The following is an 18,348-nucleotide window of genomic DNA, read 5'->3' as shown; positions in this document are numbered from 1 at the left end:
GCGGTTCATCGGGTCAGCTCGCCCAGCTCTTTGGTGTTGAAATCGATGATCCGCAGGCCATATTTATCATTCAGTACGACCACTTCCGCCTTCCCAAACGGGATGCCGTTGACCTTGATGTCTAACGGCTCGCCGGCCATTTTGTCCAGCTCGATCACCGAGTCGCTGCTGATATTCATCAGCTCCGACAACGGAATATCCACGGAGGAGACCTCCAGCGTCAGGGTGACCGGGATACGGCTAAATAACGCCATACGGCGCATATCGGTCATCGACGCGTGTGAAGGCTCAGGCTGTAAATCGTTGCGGATAGTGCCTTCCGCCGGCGCGTCCTGCGGCATATCACTGAGGTTGAGATCGTCCAAATCCAGAGACTGGCTCAGCTCATGTTGCAAATCACTCATATTGTTTCTCGGGCGTCTTTTCATGGATGTCGCAGAAGAAAAGCTTGCCGTAATCCTCGGCTATTGTGGCTTCGAAAATCTGCTCTTTACCGATAAAAACGGGCATCGGTTCGTTGATGGTGATGGGGATAATATCCCCGGGTTTAATGTCGGCAATTTGCGCCACGGTGAGGTTCAGGCTGGCTAACCGACCGTTCAGCTTGATGGGTAAACTATCAAACAGGCGCTCCAGCTGAGCGGGACTCAACGAGTCCGTTTTTCGCTGCCGGTGTTCTTTTGATACGGGCGAGCGCAAATTTGCCAGCATCTGATCAATGTGGTGGCTATCCAGCAGTATGCTGAAACTACCGTGCTTATACCCTTCCAGATTAAACGTAATACACCACGGCCACTGATTAATGACGGTGGAATAATCCACTTTAATCTCGAGATCTTCACCCAGCGTCTCTTTACAGATGATCAGCGACGTGAGCTCCTGGCCCAGCTTGCTTTGTAAACGCTCTTCCGTTTTCGTTACCGGCATCGATTCATCTGGCTCAATATGCACGCTGTCTTTATTAAGACCGTAGTAGTCGTGCAGGATATTTAGCAGCAGCAGGCGATCGATAACGAACCCGAGATTTCCATAGGGAGTGGAAAAAATCTGTGCATTTTTAAAATGACGGTCGACAGTAAATGTCATTGATTCCAGCGTGGCGTTTACCCGAAGTTTTTTCAGGAAGTAAATGCCAAGGCGTGCATCAAGGATGTCAAAGCTGTCGTTCATGGACTTAGGAAGTTTATGCCATGGACGACCAAGTTTGCTGATATCAAGTATTTCCAGCTCAGGAAGACTATCCTGCTGATGGATTCTGATGCGCTGGGTAGCAGGGTACATAATCATTCCGCTTTAATAACAATGCATGATGAAACCGTTGTGCGTTTTTACGACGCGCTGATGGGCTCTTCGACCATACGTAAAAATTTTTTCTGAAAAAAAACGATTTCAGGTGGTTTTGTGTCGCTATAGATAAATAGAGGCTCACACACCGCAAGACACATTCACACGCTTTTTTTCAGAGTGAGAATTAGACATCTGTAGTCATTTTATTTCAAGACTATTCCGGTTATTAATCCATAATTAATTAGGATTAATTCAGTTTAATAACATCTATAACTCTTTGTTTTATATTGATTAATCCTTTAATACACATTAAAAATAAGACAATTCTCAACGGAAACGTATACTAGGCAACACATTTTCAGGGAAGGTTTGCTTCCTGTGAAGAGTACGCAGATATTTGTTTTCTTTCATTGTTAATAGCTTATTAGTTTCTCCTTGTAGCGCAAGTGTGGAAAATAAGTTTGTTATCATTTTTTTAATAAATTTCTAACGTGCTGTTGGTTACATTGTTTTATTACTTGGGCTCAAAATATGAACATTATCATTGGGCGTGAAAACCGTAATGTAGATGGCGTTGTCGCTGTTTCACCTGCCAGCGTTGGCGTAATTTCATTGGCGCGGCGCGTTGCAAAATATAATGTTTCGGTATTGATTACCGGCGAAACAGGAACTGGAAAAGAGTGCATCGCCAAATATATCCATAAGCACGCTTGCGGTGACGATGCCCCCTACGTAGGTGTTAACTGCGCGGCAATTCCGGAAAGCATGCTGGAAGCCATTTTATTTGGCTATGAAAAGGGCGCCTTTACCGGGGCTGTCGCCAGCGTGGCGGGTAAATTCGAGCAGGCTAATGGCGGTACGCTGCTGCTGGATGAAATTGGCGATATGCCGCTCTCCTTGCAGGCGAAATTATTGCGCGTTTTGCAGGAGCAGGAGGTTGAGCGTCTGGGAAGCCATAAGCGTATCCCTCTGGATATTCGCCTGATTGCGTCCACTAATAAGGATTTGCAGCAGGAAATCGCCGAAGGTCGTTTCCGCCAGGATTTATTCTACCGTATTTCTGTTGTGCCTATTCATATTCAACCGCTGCGCGAGCGCAAGCAGGATATTTTGCCGCTGGTGCAGCGTTTTATTGATAAATATCGCGCTTTCCACAAGGGCAATATCCGCCTGAGCGAAGAGGCCCGTAAAGCACTCCTGGGCTATGACTGGCCGGGTAACGTCCGCGAACTGGAGAATGTGATTCAGCGGGGCATGATCCTGAGTAACGGGGAAGAGATAACCGCAGAAGATTTTGGTCTTGAACCCCGCGTCCCGCTTCCTGAAACGCCCGCGGTTGATCTTATGCCTGCCTATCGCGAGCAGGAGAGCGGCAGCTCCGCCATTAAGGACGTTAAGCTTCACGGTCGTCTGGCGGAGTATCAATACATCATCGACCTGCTTAAACGCCATAAAGGCAACAAATCGAAAACGGCTGAGTTTTTAGGGATTACGCCGAGAGCGCTGCGCTACCGCCTTGCCTCGATGCGCGATGAAGGCATTGATATTGAATGCTATTCCTGAAGTTTGTAAGGAAAAATGATGGACAAGATAGGCGCTGTAGGTATGCAACCCACGCAGCAGATGTTGCTGAACCAGATGCGGCAAACGGCCAGACTGGCCTCTGCCGGTCAGGTCAGCACGTTTCCAACCATTGCGCCGGCTCAAAACGCCTCTGCCGGTACGCATAGCGTCTCATTTTCTCGCGTGCTGGATAACGCCATCAATCAGGTGGATGCATTACAGCACAGCGCGGGCGCAAAGCAGACCGCCATTGATATGGGTCAGAGCGACGACCTGGCTGGCGCGATGATTGAGAGCCAAAAAGCCAGCGTGGCCTTTTCGGCGATGATGCAGGTGCGCAACAAGCTTAACAGCGCGCTCGACGAAGTGATGAATACTCCGCTGTAAGGTTTGTACCGTGTTAAACAAAATCAAAGATCGTCTTTCCGCGCTCTCCCTGCCTGCCGGCCTGATGAGTACCCGACTGTGGGTGATTGCCGGGGGGGCGGCGTTAGCGATCGCTATTGTTGCCTCCCTGTGGAACCGCAACCAGGGCTATGTTGCGCTGTATGGCGCGCAGGAAAACATTCCTGTCTCACAGGTGGTTGAGGTGCTGGGGGGGGAAAATATTCCCTACCGTATCGACCCCAACAGCGGGCAGGTGCTGATCGCAGAGAGCAAACTTCCTCAGGCGCGTATGGCGCTGGCCGCTAAGGGTATCAGTGCGATCATGCCGGACGGCTATGAGCTTATGGATAAAGAGGAGATGCTGGGTAGCAGCCAGTTTGTCCAGAACGTGCGCTACAAGCGCAGCCTGGAAGGTGAGCTTGCAAAGAGCATTATGGCGCTCCAGCCGGTCGAGCATGCGCGCGTCCATCTTGGCCTAAGCGAATCCAGCTCGTTTGTCCTGACGAACAAACCCAACAGCAGCGCGTCGGTCATGGTTCAGCTGCGCTATGGCAAAACGCTTGATGATCAGCAGGTTGCGTCGATCGTCCAGCTGGTATCTGGCTCGGTGCCCGGTATGGCACCGGGCAGCGTGCGCGTGGTCGATCAGGCGGGCAACCTGCTGTCGAGCGGCATTGAGGGCCAGGATGGCACCCTCGGCGAAAAGCGTCTTGCTAACGATGTGACGCAGCGTATTCGCGAAGATACCAGCAAAAATGTCTCCAGCCTGCTGACGTCGCTGGTGGGCAGCGACAATTTCCGCATTAGCGTTGCACCCACCGTCGATTTAAGCCGCGTAGAGGAGACGCAGGAGCGTCTGGGCAAAGAACCGAAGGTGAGCGACGAGCAACTGAGCCAGGAGAACATCACCAATGAGATGGCGTTTGGTATCCCGGGGTCGCTGAGCAATCGTCCGGTTAACCAAAACCCTCAGGCTGCTGCGGCACAGGCTGCGGGCGGTGAGGCGACCGCTGGTAATACCGCGACCGCCAATCCGTCCTCCGATCCGCGCAAGCTTTCCGCGCGCAGTCAGGAACAGCGTAAATACGTATTCGATCGCGATATTCGCCATATCCGCCATCCCGGTTACAAGCTGCAAAAGCTGAGCGTGGCCGTTGCGCTGAATAAATCAGCCCCGGCGCTGGCCGCCGCGACCCCGGAACAGCTGGCTTCGATCACCCGTCTGGTGGAGAGCGCGGCGGGCATCGACAAAACGCGTGGCGATGTGCTGACGCTGGATGTGCTGGCCTTCAACGTACAGAAACCGGTAGAAACCGAGGTGCTGGCGTGGTGGCAGGATCCTGATATGCAGTTCTGGGGACAAAATCTGGGGATTGGCCTGCTGGCATTGTTGACGCTGCTGTTCGGCGTGCGCCCACTCGTTAAGCGCCTGGGACGACGCGAACGTATTGAACACGAGGCTGATGTGCAGGAACTACCTGTCATAACAACGGAAACACCGCCGCAGGAAGATGAACTTTCTGTGCTGCCAAAAGCGGCATTCAATATCAATGACGACAAACTGCCGCCGCAGAGCTCCGGTCTGGAAACCAAAGTCGAGTATCTACAGGTTCTCGCCCAGAACGAAACGGAGCGTGTAGCGGAGGTTCTGAAACAATGGATTAACAGCAATGACCGAAGCAACGCGAAATCAAATGAATAGTTCTGCTGGCCGTAGCCCCCTTGAACAGGCCGCTATCCTGCTGATGAGCGTGGGCGAAGAGGCCGCAGCGCAGGTAATGCAGAAGTTTAACCGGGAAGAGGTGATGCTCCTGAGCGACACTATGGCGCGGCTCCACGATGTCAAAATGAGCCAGGTGCGGCAGGCCATGAATAATTTCTTCTCTGATTACAGTGAGCAGAGCGGGATTAACGGCGCCTCGCGTTCCTATCTGCGCAGCATTCTGGAGAAGGCGCTGGGCAGCGAGATCTCCCGCAGCGTGATCAACGGCATCTATGGCGAAGAGATCCGCTACCGCATGGCTCGCCTACAGTGGGTTGATACCCCACAGCTGGCGGCGCTGATCGAGCATGAGCATTTGCAGATGCAGGCGGTGTTTCTTGCCTTCCTGCCGCCGGATATCGCCGCGGGCGTGCTCGGCGTGCTGCCGCGCGAGCGACAGGATGAAATTATCTACCGTATTGCCCGGCTGGACGACATCAACCGCGACGTGATTGATGAACTCGATCGCCTGATCGATCGCGGTATTGCCGTTCTCTCTGAACATGGTTCGAAGCTGAGAGGGATCAAGCACGCAGCGGATATCGTCAACCGCATTCCTGAGAATCAGCAGGAGCTGTTGGACCAGCTGCGTGAACGCGATGAGAGCGTCGTTGAAGAGCTTCAGGACGAAATGTACGAATTCTTTATCCTCAGCCGTCAGTCTCCGGTCACGCTACAGCGTCTGATAGACGAAGTGCCTATCGAAGACTGGGCCGTGGCGCTCAAGGGAACCGAGCAGGTCCTGCGCGAAGCGATCTTCAACGTTATGCCGAAGCGTCAGGTAACGCTGCTGCAAAGCACCGTTACGCGCCTTGGTCCGGTGCCGATCAGCCGCATTGAGCAGGTGCGTAAAGAGATCATGCAAACGCTGCGTCAGCTGGTGGATGAGGGTGAAATCCAGGTACAGCTCTTCGCAGAGCAAACGGTGGAATAAGCCATGTTTACAAAACGGCGTATTTCGCCGCAGCCCGTGTTTACCGCCCGGCCAACCGACGTAAAGCCGCGGCCGTATAAGTTCCCTCCGTTAAGAAAGGGAGTGAACGTGCCCGACGTGCCGGGAGCCGGCAACGAGCCGGTCTCACTGAACCCCGCTGAATATCAGCAGCGGCTTGAGGAGGGATTTCGGGAGGGCATGAACCAGGGCTTTACGCAGGGCGTGGAAGAGGGTAAGCAGGCGGGATACCAGGAAGGCATGCGGCTTGGTTTTGAAGAGGGCATGACGAAAGGGCAGGCTGAAGGGGCGCTTCAGGCCCGCCAGCTGTTTCTTGAGGCGGCAACGCCCTTCGAGCAGATGACCGCCAACGTTCAGCGCTTTCTGGACAATTACGAGCAGCGCCGTCGCGAAGAGCTGCTACAGCTGGTCGAAAAGGTCACCCGGCAGGTTATTCGCTGCGAGCTGTCGCTCCATCCAACCCAACTTTTAGCGCTGGTTGAGGAGGCGTTGACCAGCCTGCCGCAGCCGCCCGAACAGATCCGTGTCCTGCTTAACGCTGAAGAGTTCCGCCGCATTAGCGAAGCGGAGCCCGAAAAAGCCCGTGAGTGGGGCCTGGCTGCGGACCCGGGGCTGGCGCTCGGGGAGTGCCGCGTAGTGACCGAGTCTACCGAGATGGACATTGGTTGCCAGCACCGTCTCGACCAGTGTGTTTCCGTATTAAAAGAAAAACTACTGCCAGAAGAGAGCCATGAGCAATCTTGATTTTGAACACGCGCTGCGCTCTATCGAACAGATTGATCTGGCACGCGTTGCGGGTCGTCTGGTACGGGTTAACGGTATCCTCCTCGAATGCGTGGGCTGCCGGCTGGCGATAGGCCAGCTCTGCCACGTGGAGAGCGTTGAGCTCGACATGATTGACGCTCAGGTTGTCGGTTTCGATCGGGACGTCACCTTCCTGATGCCCTTTAAGCAGCCGTCCGGGCTGATTGCTGGCGCGCGCGTTTTTCCTGCCGGAAAGAACGAAGGCATCATGATTGGCGACGCGTGGTTGGGCAGGGTGGTGAACGGCCTCGGCGAACCGCTGGATGAAAAAGGCAGGCTCGGCGGGGATACATTACTGTCTTCCCAGCTTCCCCAGGTACATCCCCTTAAGCGCCAGCCGGTGGAGTCGCCGCTGGACGTGGGCGTGCGGGCCATCAACGGACTGCTGACGATCGGTAAAGGCCAGCGCGTCGGACTCATGGCGGGTAGCGGGGTGGGAAAAAGCGTTCTGCTGGGGATGATCACCCGCTATACGCAGGCCGAGGTGGTCGTGGTGGGCCTGATTGGCGAGCGTGGTCGCGAGGTGAAGGAGTTTATTGAAAATTCCCTCCAGGCCGAAGGACTGGCGAAATCGGTGATTGTTGCCGCGCCGGCGGATGAATCGCCGCTGATGCGCATTAAGGCGACCGAACTGTGCCACACCATTGCCAGTTACTACCGCGACAAAGGGAAAGACGTTCTGCTGCTGGTGGATTCCTTAACCCGCTACGCGATGGCGCAGCGCGAGATTGCGCTTTCGCTGGGTGAGCCCCCCGCAACCAAGGGCTACCCACCCTCGGCGTTCAGCATGATCCCCCGGCTGGTGGAGAGCGCGGGTAACAGCGAGAGCACAGGATCGATGACGGCGATCTATACCGTGCTGGCGGAAGGAGACGATCAGCAGGATCCGATCGTCGACTGTGCCCGAGCGGTACTCGATGGTCACATCGTGTTATCACGCCAACTGGCGGAGGCGGGGCATTACCCGGCCATCGACATAGGCCAGTCAATCAGCCGCTGCATGAGCCAGGTGACGGCGCGCGAGCACCAGCTGGCCGCCCGCACCGTTAAGCAGCTTTACGCGGAATATCAAAATATCAAACCGCTGATCCCGCTGGGCGGCTATGTTGCCGGCGCGGATGCGCTGGCGGACAAAGCCGTTCGACTCTCTCCGGCCATCGTCGGATTCCTACAGCAGGAGGTTCAGGATGCGGCATTGCTGGCGCCCACTATCAGCGATCTCTGTGCGCTGGCAAACGCAGGATAAGGAATGATGAGCAAACTTATTTCAACGCTAGAACAGCTGCATCTTATGCGCTCCCGCGCCGTCGATGATTTAAGCCTCAAGCTGGCTACGCAAAAACAGCTTTGCCAGCGGTTCGAGAAAAATATCGACTCGCTCTCTTCCCTCGCGTCCGGCATGGCGAATTCGAACCTCAACAGCCCGGTGATGATGAGTAACCAGTCGACGTATAAGCACGTTATCCAGCGGGTTATCGACTGGCAGAAGCAAGAGCATGCGTTGGCAAATCTGGAAGCGCAAAAGATGCAGGGGACGCTTGTGGCCGAAGCCAGGCGCGAGAAGAGCCTTGAGCTCGTGCTGGAGGCGAAACGCCGCGATCGCCAGCAGGAGCACAATCGCCGCGAACAAAAAATGACCGACTCTATTTCTGCTCAATGCTGGCTGCGCCAGCAGCAGATCACCACACGTCAACGATAAGTGTTATGAAGACTGTAAAACAGCCCGCCCACTCCTCTTTGATTAACGCGCTTATGGCGCGCAATAAGCGCACTCAGCCGTTGCCGACGCCGTTTGTGAGCGTTATTTGCCCAACCTATAACCGCCGCGAGTTTCTGCCCTACCTGCTCTATATCTGGCAGTATCAGGACTACCCTGCCGAAAAGCGCGAGCTGATCATTCTTGACGACTCGCCCGTCAGCAATGCCGATCTCGTGGAGATGATGGTCGATCCGGCTCAGGCTAACGTGCGCTATATTCACAGCCCCGAGCGGTTGGTGCTGGGTAACAAGCGTAACCGCCTCAACGACATGGCGAAAGGGGAATACATCATCTGCTTTGATGATGATGACTATTATCCGCCAAATAAAATTTCCCATCAGGTTGCGGAGATGCAGGTAAATAAGGCCCTGTTCTCCGGCAGCGATCGGATCTACATCTGGTACAGCCATCTCGACAAAATCTATATGACCCACGGGTTTGGCCCGCGTCATGCGCTCAACGGTACCTTTGGCTACCACCGTAACTTCCTGAAAAAGCATCGTTACCTTGACGATGCCTCGTTGGCGGAAGAGGTGGGATTCCTGAAGGACTTTACCGCGCCGGTTCTTCAGATTGACCCAAAACAGGCGATCCTGTGCATCTCACATAGCAGTAATACGTACGATAAAGACTTTGTGCTCAGCTCCTCCACGCCGGTGGACCTGACGCTGGAGGACTTCGTCAGCGATCCCAACCTTCTGGCTCATTATCGTCGCCTGAGCACCGCGCCGCTCAACACCCAGGTGAACTGGAACGCGTTTGAGAAAATTGCCGTGCTTTACGATCCCCTCGAGGAAGCCGAGCTGCCAGCCTGCTGTGAAAACCTGAAATCCCTGGGGATTAAAGAAGAACAGCTCTGGACCGTTGCCAACGCGCAGGGAAGCTCGCCCGAGGATAGCGAGCTGCAAACGCATTATCAGGTGATTGCAAAGGCGCAGCAGCAGGGCTGGAAAAATGTGCTGCTGCTTGATGCAAAGCTGCGCTTTGTCAGAAAAGAAAACGTGGTTACCAACATCAATAAGCTGCTCAACGGTTTGGATCAGATCAACTGGCAGATGCTGTTGCTGGGAGGGCGCTATGACAACTTCACTCCGACCCAGTCGCTGCAAGGGGTGGCCCGTATTTACAGTGCCGGCTGCGCCTGCGCTTACGCGGTAAATGCGAACTATTACACCGTACTGCTGGATGCCTATGAACAGACCATAGCGCTGAAGGCGAGCCTGGACCGCTGCTGGAAGGTGCTGATGCGTTATGACGCAATATGGCTCGGCTTTAGCCCGAGCTTCGCCTTCCTACAGCACTGGACCGATCCACAAAACGGAAAGGTGATCGACTGCACCCACTGGTTTTTCCGTAAACAATCTTAAGACGCTATCGCTGGAAGAGAACAGACATGGAACTGATTGAACAATACCAACCCGAATTCGTATTGCGCTTTGATGCGCGTGAGACCCGCTGCGACTGTCCAACCTGTAAGAATGCCGATGACGCGTGGCCGCACAGCAGCGTGAAGTTTAAAAATCAGCAGCGCGATAGCCTGGATATTCGCTGCGAGACGGCGGCGCATGAAATGCTGCTGAGTCCTGACGCGTTTGTTCTGCACGAGGCAAAGATTGCCGCGAGCGCAGAAGAGACCTTGTCAGCCTGGAGCGAAACGTTAAATCAGCAGTGCATTAATCTGGCCATTCATCCGGCGCTGTCGCTCGAAGTAAGCCTGTATGGGATAGGCGTGCTCCTCAGCAAAGCGCAACATTATCGCGATAACGGCGAGCTTTCTCCGGCGCTGCTTGAAGAGATGGGCGCGCAGCTGAGCCTGTTAGCAGAGCAGGGTGTTCTGACCCAGCAGTTCACGATGCTGCCGCCGATTAATGAGCATCGCATTGCCACGTTAAAAGAGATGGGCACGATGCGCCTGGATCTGAATTTACCCATGGTGGATAAAATAGGCGTAGCGCTGAAGCTGAGCGAGCTGTCAGTAATGCAGCCAACCCGCTTGACCGACCGATTGCATGAGCTGGAAGCGGCCTGGGGGGAAGCGACAATCCTCCACGATAACCCATACATCATGCGCAATTTAATTATCTATTCACTCTATCATGACGTGTTTCCCGGCGTTGACTGCACCAGTTACGGTCAGGCCTTTTTAGATCTGGCACGGCAGGTCTTCCAGTTCAAGATGCTGTGTGCCTTCCGCGCAGAGCAGAAGGCCCTAACGCAGGAGGATATCGCGCCGCTTGTTAGCGCCCTGCGCGACTGGCACCTGAAGAATGCGGCAGGGGAAACACAAAATACCCCCGACTACAGCCTGTTGTATGGATTATCGCTTCTTTAGTGGCGCCTGCGCTGCCGTTTACGCGTAATACACCCGAACGGCACGAAATAAATAACAACATTAAAGGATACTCGCGAATGGGTAATATTGTACGTTTTCCGGTAAATACGTTGGTCTCTGATTATGGCGTCACCCATTTTATTGAGACGGGGTATGGTAAAGGGGTCTCGTGTCGAGCCGCTATCGCCTATGGCTTTTCTAAAGCGCTATCGTGTGAAATCTATCCCGATCTGCACAGACAGGCGATACAGAATGAGAAGATTTCCGTCGCGCTCTCCGACAGTACGGATTTTATCCAGTCCGACATCGTTAACCAGACGCTGGAACAGAACCGCTGTTTAATTTTCCTTGATGCCCATTACCCCGGCGCGGATTTTGGTTATGAGGACTATAAAACTGACAAATGGGACAAGGAGACGAAACTCCCCTTGCTCAATGAATTGCTCGCGCTACAGGGTAAGTGCAACAACAGCGTAGTTATTATTGACGATTATCGTATATATCTTAAGGAACGAGAGGTCTATCAGGGGCCGATTGGCGACATCGCGGAGAATGATTTTGAGAGCCGCGAGCTTTTCATCAAGCTCTTAAACGGTTTCAGCGCTACGCACGAAATACACTTATTGCCGCATGACACGGGATACGTCATTTTGTGGCCGAAAGCCTGGGGTGAAAATGTGCTGGTGCCTTATATTTTCCCGGGCGATCCAACCGCGACGTTCAGCGTAACGCCAGGCGTGCCGGGCACCACGTCGATGTCGATTAACCGCCGACTGCACGATTCACGCTTTTCGACTCGCTGGCTGGTTGGCTATGGGCTGGATATTGGCGGAGGCAACGACAGTATCGGTATTTATCAATCGCTTTTCCCGTTAATTAAAGCGGTTACGCTTTATGATATGCCACAGGGTGATGCGCAGTTCCTGTATAATGTGCCGGATAATGCTTTTGATTTCGTCTATTCTGCACACTGTCTGGAGCATATGGTTGATCCAACCATCGCGATAAATAACTGGTTCCGCGTTTTAAAGCCAAACGGCCATATGATCCTCACCATTCCTGACGAAGATATGTATGAGCAAGGCGTTTGGCCTTCAACCTATAACTTCGATCACAAACATACGTTTACTTTAGCGAAAAAGAAGAGCTGGTCACCCGTGTCGATTAATGTTCTGGACCTGCTCAACACGTTAAATGGAACGTATGAAATTCAAAAGATTGAGCTGTTGAATCAGAGCTATTTAACAAATGTTCCGCGCATAGATCAGACCAGAACGCCGTTTGCGGAGAGTGGTATCGAAATTGTCATTAAAAAAATTGGCGACTAACACGTCACGATAATTGTTTTATAAACGCCATGTGAAATGGCGTTTATCACCCTGCGCGCACGCTTTGGTATTGAATGGAGTCGAATTTCTTGGTGAAGTTGAATATATATATTCAGGATGAAGATGCCTGGCATCTTTTCCCGATTATAGATTATGCAAAAAACGTCAGGCAGAATGATTATTACCTTTTCTTTTTGAAAAAAAAGTATCCTGGGTTACATAATGACAAAAATGTCATGGTATGTGATTTCCCGGCCGCCGTTACGGATGAGTGGTGTAATACTCTTTCTCAATTTGCCTGCAAAATCAACGCAGACGCCGTCACGATCCATGCGCCTGTCCACTGTGGTAAGTCGATCAACTTTCCGCTACTCCAGGCTTTCAGTCAGAAGGCGCACACGTTCCGGCTCGCCTTCTGCCTCTATGAGACGCGCATCGTTGACGCCGTTTTTCGACAAGAGCTTAATAAACTCCTCTATGAAGGGCTGGACGTGCGCGGCTTTTCGCAGCAGTTAAAGCGTAAAGTTACGCATCATAACGCAGAGTGGAGCCCGGTCTATAATTATCTGTTTAACGCTCTGGTAAACACAACCTATTACCTGTCTGATTTCCATCGGAATACGTATAAAAAGTTTTTTGCAGCGCCGCAGTTTCGTTACTGGAGCCAGCTGCTTAACAGCATTAACGCTGATGCAGCCGCAGGCGCACTCAGGTTGCTGGGCGTGGATAATGTTATTCTGGATTCATTGCGTGAAATGAACGAAAAGAAAAAAACATTATTTTTCGTTGATGATGGTGAAACGCATCTCCTGGGGCAGGAAGGAAAGGGCGCCTGTTTACAACAGGAAATTGATGCCGATAGCGTTGATTATATCGTTATCCTGAATAGTAAAGGACCGATTCCGCTAAACGTAAGTGGCGCTAATGTCATTGCGCTGCCTGATAATATCACTTTTGCATCTTTATTGTTGGCAGGCGTTGCGCCCCGCAACGTTTACGGATTCCCTGTCTTTGAGCTTTTTCTCGCGCCGGCTAAAAGCATCCAAAAAATATTTTTCCATGAGCACGAGAATTTTTCAGAAAATGCAACGCTGGGCCGCTATCTTACCCTAAATGGTTTCGCTAAAAAAACCTTCCGTTATGTTAATGAAACGCAGAGAAAAATAGCTGGTAACTATTCTACAAAGCATATCTTTCTTTTGGCTGAGTCCATGGGGGATGTCCTGTTTGCTGCTGGAGCGCTCAACGCGCTTCGCGACAGGCTGGAAGGCCCATTTATCTGTATCGTGCCCAAAATTTATCACGATCTATTATCGCTCTGCCCCTGGGTGGATGAGCTCTGGGAACCTCAGTACTTTACTCAACAGCAGGCGGCAGACATTTATATTGCGCAGCAGCTGGGGCAATACCACTTACCAAGCCACGTAAAACATATTCTCGACAAAAAGCATCAGATTGATTCTTTTGTGGACGCCTTTGGGGGCGAGCCGGTCGACGATAGCAGGAAATCGATTGTCCTGTTGCTTGACGCGCTTGATAAGCGGCAAGTTGACGCGTTTATGAACGACCACGGCTTAACGGGGGCGGATAAAATCGTTTTGGTTCACCCTAACGTAGGCGTGCCAAACCGAACCTGGCCACAGCAATACTGGGAAGCGCTTATCGCGCGTTTCGTCGACGACGGATGGTCCGTGGTGCTGATCGGCAGTAATACCAACTTTTACTCCCATAAAAAAGCGCTGGAGATTGAAAACGCTGCCGTGGTGAATGCCATCGATCGGTTTACGATACTGGAAACGGTCTATTTAATGACCCAGGCTACACTGCTTGTCGCCTGTGATTCCGGACCCGTGGCGTTAGCGGGGGCAACCGATATTGCTATTTGCGCCCTCTATTCGGTTGTGCCCGGAGAGTATCGTTTGCCCTGGCGTCACGGTGAGCAGGGCTGGAATTCACTGGCGGTGGATATCGCCTGTAGCTATTACCATTGCGCCAGCTCCTATCGTCTGGGCTCGGATGAGAAGTTTGATGAATGGTGCCCCAATAACAGGTCCTATGCCTGCATGAGTGGCTTCATGCCCGATGATTTTTATTCGCGCATCCAGCGCTTTATCGCGTCAGATAAGTTCTTCGATCGACGTGTCCAGAAGAAGACGGGCCCGGCGGAATAACGGGCGAATCTGTTCAGACGTGCGGCCCGATGCTAGTCGGGCCGTCTTGCCTGTTATTGATGATTACGCAGACTCGGGAACGTCTATCTCGAAGAGCGTTTCATTCAGACCATTGGTCGTCCCCCACAGCTGATGTGCAAAGGCACGCCCCGGTCCGAGATATCGTTGTCCGGTAAAATGTTGGGGTAAAAAGTAGTGGCTTGGCCAGTAGGTGATATTCGCGTATCCCAGTTCCCGGACGGTATCCGTCAGGAATTTCGGCCCCGTTACAATCCACGGCAAATCGTAAATGACGCTTTTTTTCTGCTCAAGCCGCATGATTAATTCAGCCATCAGTGCCGACCGTGGCTCTGATGCCACAAAGCAGTTCGCGATAAGGCCAGGACGGACGATCTCATTTTCCATGCTGGCGCAGACCTGGCTGTCAAAAAGCCAGTCCTCAAGGGGACGCAGGCATATCGAATCTGCATCTACCGCAAATCCGCCGTGATTAAAAAGAATTTCGTAACGCATAATATCTGCCGCCCCGCACATCCTGCCTGATTTAATCATCGCGTCGATATGCTTTTTATTAATCCATTTAGTCTGGCGTAGCGCGGCATTATTCCAGACTTTTACCGTCCAGGAGGGATTGTTTTTTTTCCAGGTATCAATCATCTTTCGCGGCGTTTTGGTTTCGTCGCCGATCCAAACAACATGAATGATCTTAGGTATTCTCATAATGCTATTACCGAAAGCTCTTTATAATAATGTTCAGTATGGTCCACGACACACCCCTCCGTGTCGGACATTCCCGGCGCGGGATGCCCTGCGACAGGGTACATACCGATCCATCGGTGCTGCTGCATTAACGGCAGCCATGTATTTTCAAGCGCATATTCATGGGGGCTGCCTCCCTTGAGCAAATATCCCGTCGCCGTGGCGAAGCAGGCACGCATGGTGTCACGATAATCGCGGTGAACGGCATAGGCACAGGCGGAGCCCGCGTCCACAGGCTTCACTATCCGGTCCGTGCTTTTAAGTGTGATGACCTTTCTGTAACGGGTGCTTAAGAGGGCGCAGTGCCAGTCAATCTTCTTCAGCGTTTGCAGGAACGCGTTGAGGCGCTCTTTTGCCTCAGCGGTGGTGTCGAAGATCATATTGTCTTCGAGAATAAGAACATTTCCCCACCCTTCTGAGATTGCCGTTTCAACCGCCGCCAGATGGGAGCGGGCGCGTCCAATTTGCCCGACAAGATGGCGGGTTGCCTCAACGCGGTGAATCAGATGGGGCGGAATACCGAGCGACCGAAGCTCTTTTTTGATCGTGTTTTTGCGATCGTGACGCTCTTTTAAGTTGATATAAATGACTTTGTCAAAAACTGACCAGTCGATATCCATGTGCAACGTTTCCTTAGAATCTAAACCAGTAAGAAAATGACAGCGTTTTTATACCTGCTGCCCTGTACTGAGTGATGAACATTCATCAGACGTTCTTGCGTAGCGGTTATCAGAACTATATTTGCTGATACAGCCAGTTTTCCGGTTCGCTGCTGTTCAGCAAATTTTGCAGAATATCGTGCTGCATGTTTATCAGGGTGCCGTTGTATTCATTGCGATGCTGGCAGTCTTCAACCTGTTTTTGAAGCGTCTGCCACAGGGCCGCGACGGGGGCCTGATGAGAGGAGGGCAGGCGGGCAATGAGGGTTTTCATGCCTTCGCCACTGGCAGTGATGCCGAGCTGTTCAAGAAGGCGTCGACGTTGCTGGCTATTGTGTGAAATTTGCTGGTATAGCGCCATAATTTGCGCGTTGACGCTATCCAGCGATGCAGCATTGCGGGCGATGATATGATGACGCTGCTCCATGAGCATTTCGCCTAGCGTCTGGTAGTGTTTTCTGTCTTCGGTCATACCCTGAATCAGGGCTTTAACGCGCTGTGCGGCGTTAGTCATAGTTACCTCTGGTAATACTTCTGCATAGCCGTCGCCAGCGAATCAACGTCAATACTGATTTTGCCGCTGCTGATGGCATCTTTCATTTCGGCGACGCGCGCCATGTCAACTTCCGGCAGTGCGCTAAGCTGGGTCTGCGCTTCGCCAAGGACCGGGTCGATAGCGGCGCTGCGAACCACAGCTGAACCTTCCTGTGCCACGGTGGGCGTTTGTTCTGCGCTGCTGGCCTTATTAATCGCGGTGGCCAGGTTGAATTGTGTTGTTGAAATTTTCATCGCTTTGCCCTCATTTTCTTCTTTCGTTGTGGTTGCGCATGAATCTTGCTCTGCGGAAGCCTGATTTCCTCTGCCATTGCAGGAAATAAGCGGCCTGCGAAAGCGAAAACTTAAACGCGGCGGAAAGATTTTTATAGGGTGGAATCGTTAGCCGTTTGCACAACGCCTCTCTCCGTCACAACGGCGGTCACGACCTTTCCGCTGCTCTGGTTTTTGACGTTAATGGTCTCGCCTTTACGTCCTTTCTTCATGGCCTCGCCAACCGTGCGCGCTTCCACGCCATTTTGTACCGCCACCATTATCACGCGCTGGCCGCGCTCGACGAGCAACGGCATGTCTAACTGATGTTTTGTGATGGGCTGGCGATCGCGGATGCGGCGTTTCACCGTCATGCCGACAACATCATCTACCTGCGTCAGATACTCCCCGCGGGTGCTGTTGATGTTGATTTTTTTTGTCGTGACGTCTTCCTCGCTGAGCACCTGATCTCGCTCAAGGGCGGTTTTAGCAATGATTACCGGCAGGTAGATATCCGGCTTCACCGTCACGGCGGTCTCCCACCCCTGATGATCGTTGCAGCTCACGTTGAGACGCAGGCGGTAGAAGTCAGGGGTTTCACCGCCGTAATGGGATACCGCGAGTTTCTGACTGCATGAGCGATATTGCGATGCTTCGGCGGGAATAAAGATGTTCATCTTTGCCTGATAGTCGGGCCAGCGTTTCCGCCGGGCCTCCTGACGAATGAGCGATGCCGTATGGCTCTGAGCGGCTGCATAGATTTGCTTACGGGCGCTGAGGGGCGCCGTATCGTTAGCCGAGGCAGTTGAAAGGTTAGTGATAAGCAGCGGCAGTGCAGCGAATAAGCGGAAATGCCGCTTCATACTTTGGGTGAAAAATTCTTTAAATCTTATATAAATCATGGAATTGCAACCTTGGCACGATTATTGCTTTAATTGTTGTGCATCGTGCAGGTTTAGCATCAGAGGGAGTGAATTGTGAGTATAACTTTTGACAAAGCCCTGGGCGTTCATCCACAGGCTGTAGCGCTTCGACTTTCCCGAGCAGAGTTGCTATCAGCCAATCTGGCAAACGTCGATACCCCCAACTTCCAGGCTAAAGATATTGACTTTGCCGCAGAGATGCAACGGTCGCGGTCAAGTTTTTCCCTGCCGTCTTCGCCGCAGGAGATGTATCGCGTGCCGTATCAGCCCTCGTCAGACGGAAACACCGTGTCACTGAATGTCGAGCAGGCTGAATTTGCCAAAAACACGCAGGACTATCAGATGAGCCTGGCTTTTTTAAACATGAAATTCACGGGCCTGAAAAAGGCCATTGAAGGCAAGTAATCCAGAACAGGTAACGACGAAATATGTCTTTTTCGGATATCTATCGCGTTTCGGGGTCGGCGATGACGGCGCAAACGGTGCGTCTTAACACTATTGCCAGCAACCTCGCGAATGCGGAAACCGCCTCGGCTACGGAAACCGACACCTATAAGGCAAGGCGCCCGGTCTTCGCAGCGGTTTATCAGAACGATGAATTAATGCGTGACAAGGCGCTAAGCGGAGCCCGCGTTCAGGTCATGGATGTCGTTGAAACCGGCAATGCGGTCCAGCGCTACGAGCCCAATAATCCCATGGCAAACACCGAAGGTTACGTCTACTACCCGGATGTCAACGTCGTGGAAGAGATGGCGGACATGATGTCTGCTTCGCGCGGATTCGAAACCAACGTTGAAGTTTTAAACAGCATCAAAAGTATGCAGCAAAGCCTGCTGCGGCTTGGAGAAGCGTAAT

20 protein-coding genes are annotated in these 18,348 nt (G+C 52.5%); 13 read left to right on the top strand and 7 right to left on the bottom strand.

Annotation, left to right across the window (positions count from 1 at the left end; genetic code table 11):
* Positions 1-5: 5 nt before the first annotated feature.
* Positions 6-404 carry a flagellar motor switch protein FliN gene (gene fliN, locus N5C09_RS15590; RefSeq protein ID WP_063450833.1) on the bottom strand — a complete coding sequence of 133 codons (399 nt, stop codon included), beginning with the start codon at positions 402-404 and terminating at the stop codon, positions 6-8.
* Positions 397-1,281, bottom strand: coding sequence for a FliM/FliN family flagellar motor switch protein (locus N5C09_RS15585; protein ID WP_063450832.1), 885 nt, complete (start codon positions 1,279-1,281; stop codon positions 397-399). The genes fliN and N5C09_RS15585 overlap by 8 nt, the downstream gene beginning before the upstream one ends.
* Before the next feature lie 537 nt (positions 1,282-1,818).
* Between N5C09_RS15585 and N5C09_RS15580 the strand changes: the two genes are divergently transcribed.
* The 11 genes from N5C09_RS15580 to N5C09_RS15530 all read left to right on the top strand — a co-directional run bounded on the left by N5C09_RS15580 (position 1,819) and on the right by N5C09_RS15530 (position 14,345).
* On the top strand, positions 1,819-2,850 hold the full coding sequence (locus N5C09_RS15580; protein WP_107534582.1) for a sigma-54 dependent transcriptional regulator: 1,032 nt from the start codon (positions 1,819-1,821) through the stop codon (positions 2,848-2,850).
* An 18-nt stretch (positions 2,851-2,868) separates the two neighbouring features.
* Positions 2,869-3,237: a flagellar hook-basal body complex protein FliE gene (fliE, locus tag N5C09_RS15575; protein WP_279749385.1), complete on the top strand. Its 369-nt coding sequence runs from the start codon at positions 2,869-2,871 to the stop codon at positions 3,235-3,237.
* A gap of 10 nt (positions 3,238-3,247) precedes the next feature.
* Entirely contained in the window at positions 3,248-4,939 is a 1,692-nt protein-coding gene (gene fliF, locus N5C09_RS15570; protein ID WP_279749369.1) for a flagellar basal-body MS-ring/collar protein FliF, read from the top strand.
* Positions 4,908-5,933: a flagellar motor switch protein FliG gene (locus N5C09_RS15565; RefSeq protein WP_107534585.1), complete on the top strand. Its 1,026-nt coding sequence runs from the start codon at positions 4,908-4,910 to the stop codon at positions 5,931-5,933. Before fliF ends, N5C09_RS15565 begins: the two co-directional genes overlap by 32 nt.
* A 3-nt stretch (positions 5,934-5,936) precedes the next feature.
* Entirely contained in the window at positions 5,937-6,695 is a 759-nt protein-coding gene (gene fliH, locus N5C09_RS15560) for a flagellar assembly protein FliH (protein WP_279749368.1), read from the top strand.
* Positions 6,682-8,001, top strand: coding sequence for a flagellar protein export ATPase FliI (gene fliI / locus N5C09_RS15555; protein WP_279749367.1), 1,320 nt, complete (start codon positions 6,682-6,684; stop codon positions 7,999-8,001). The genes fliH and fliI overlap by 14 nt, the downstream gene beginning before the upstream one ends.
* A gap of 3 nt (positions 8,002-8,004) precedes the next feature.
* Positions 8,005-8,454 carry a flagellar export protein FliJ gene (gene fliJ, locus N5C09_RS15550; RefSeq protein WP_226848238.1) on the top strand — a complete coding sequence of 150 codons (450 nt, stop codon included), beginning with the start codon at positions 8,005-8,007 and terminating at the stop codon, positions 8,452-8,454.
* 5 nt (positions 8,455-8,459) lie between these two features.
* Entirely contained in the window at positions 8,460-9,881 is a 1,422-nt protein-coding gene (locus N5C09_RS15545; protein ID WP_279749366.1) for a glycosyltransferase family 2 protein, read from the top strand.
* A 26-nt stretch (positions 9,882-9,907) separates the two neighbouring features.
* Entirely contained in the window at positions 9,908-10,846 is a 939-nt protein-coding gene (locus N5C09_RS15540) for a hypothetical protein (protein WP_279749365.1), read from the top strand.
* A 77-nt stretch (positions 10,847-10,923) separates the two neighbouring features.
* Positions 10,924-12,174 carry a class I SAM-dependent methyltransferase gene (locus N5C09_RS15535; RefSeq protein WP_279749364.1) on the top strand — a complete coding sequence of 417 codons (1,251 nt, stop codon included), beginning with the start codon at positions 10,924-10,926 and terminating at the stop codon, positions 12,172-12,174.
* Between the two features lie 92 nt (positions 12,175-12,266).
* Positions 12,267-14,345 carry a glycosyltransferase family 9 protein gene (locus N5C09_RS15530; protein WP_279749384.1) on the top strand — a complete coding sequence of 693 codons (2,079 nt, stop codon included), beginning with the start codon at positions 12,267-12,269 and terminating at the stop codon, positions 14,343-14,345.
* A 63-nt stretch (positions 14,346-14,408) separates the two neighbouring features.
* Here N5C09_RS15530 and N5C09_RS15525 read toward each other — a convergent pair whose 3' ends face one another.
* From N5C09_RS15525 to flgA, 5 genes are all read right to left on the bottom strand, one after another.
* Positions 14,409-15,065, bottom strand: a complete 657-nt coding sequence (locus N5C09_RS15525; protein ID WP_197711249.1) for a glycosyltransferase — start codon at positions 15,063-15,065, stop codon at positions 14,409-14,411.
* Positions 15,062-15,724 (bottom strand): glycosyl hydrolase family 25, encoded by a 663-nt coding sequence (locus N5C09_RS15520; RefSeq protein WP_279749363.1) that lies wholly within the window; start codon positions 15,722-15,724, stop codon positions 15,062-15,064. Before N5C09_RS15520 ends, N5C09_RS15525 begins: the two co-directional genes overlap by 4 nt.
* 115 nt (positions 15,725-15,839) lie before the next feature.
* The gene (locus tag N5C09_RS15515; RefSeq protein WP_279749362.1) at positions 15,840-16,277 is read right to left on the bottom strand and encodes a flagellar protein FlgN; all 438 of its coding nucleotides are present in this window, start codon (positions 16,275-16,277) and stop codon (positions 15,840-15,842) included.
* A gap of 2 nt (positions 16,278-16,279) precedes the next feature.
* On the bottom strand, positions 16,280-16,552 hold the full coding sequence (gene flgM / locus N5C09_RS15510; protein ID WP_107534593.1) for a flagellar biosynthesis anti-sigma factor FlgM: 273 nt from the start codon (positions 16,550-16,552) through the stop codon (positions 16,280-16,282).
* A 131-nt stretch (positions 16,553-16,683) separates the two neighbouring features.
* Entirely contained in the window at positions 16,684-17,433 is a 750-nt protein-coding gene (gene flgA, locus N5C09_RS15505) for a flagellar basal body P-ring formation chaperone FlgA (protein WP_279749360.1), read from the bottom strand.
* A gap of 114 nt (positions 17,434-17,547) precedes the next feature.
* Between flgA and flgB the strand changes: the two genes are divergently transcribed.
* Both flgB and flgC read left to right on the top strand, forming a co-directional pair.
* A complete protein-coding gene (flgB, locus tag N5C09_RS15500) occupies positions 17,548-17,898 on the top strand; it encodes a flagellar basal body rod protein FlgB (RefSeq protein WP_063450817.1) in 351 nt (116 codons plus the stop codon).
* A 23-nt stretch (positions 17,899-17,921) separates the two neighbouring features.
* Positions 17,922-18,347, top strand: coding sequence for a flagellar basal body rod protein FlgC (gene flgC, locus N5C09_RS15495; protein ID WP_279749359.1), 426 nt, complete (start codon positions 17,922-17,924; stop codon positions 18,345-18,347).
* Position 18,348 lies beyond the last annotated feature (1 nt).

The sequence above is a fragment of the Enterobacter sp. GD03975 genome (genome assembly GCF_029838645.1).
Lineage (GTDB): Bacteria > Pseudomonadota > Gammaproteobacteria > Enterobacterales > Enterobacteriaceae > Enterobacter > Enterobacter quasihormaechei.
This window is presented reverse-complemented; position numbering and strand designations above follow the sequence as displayed.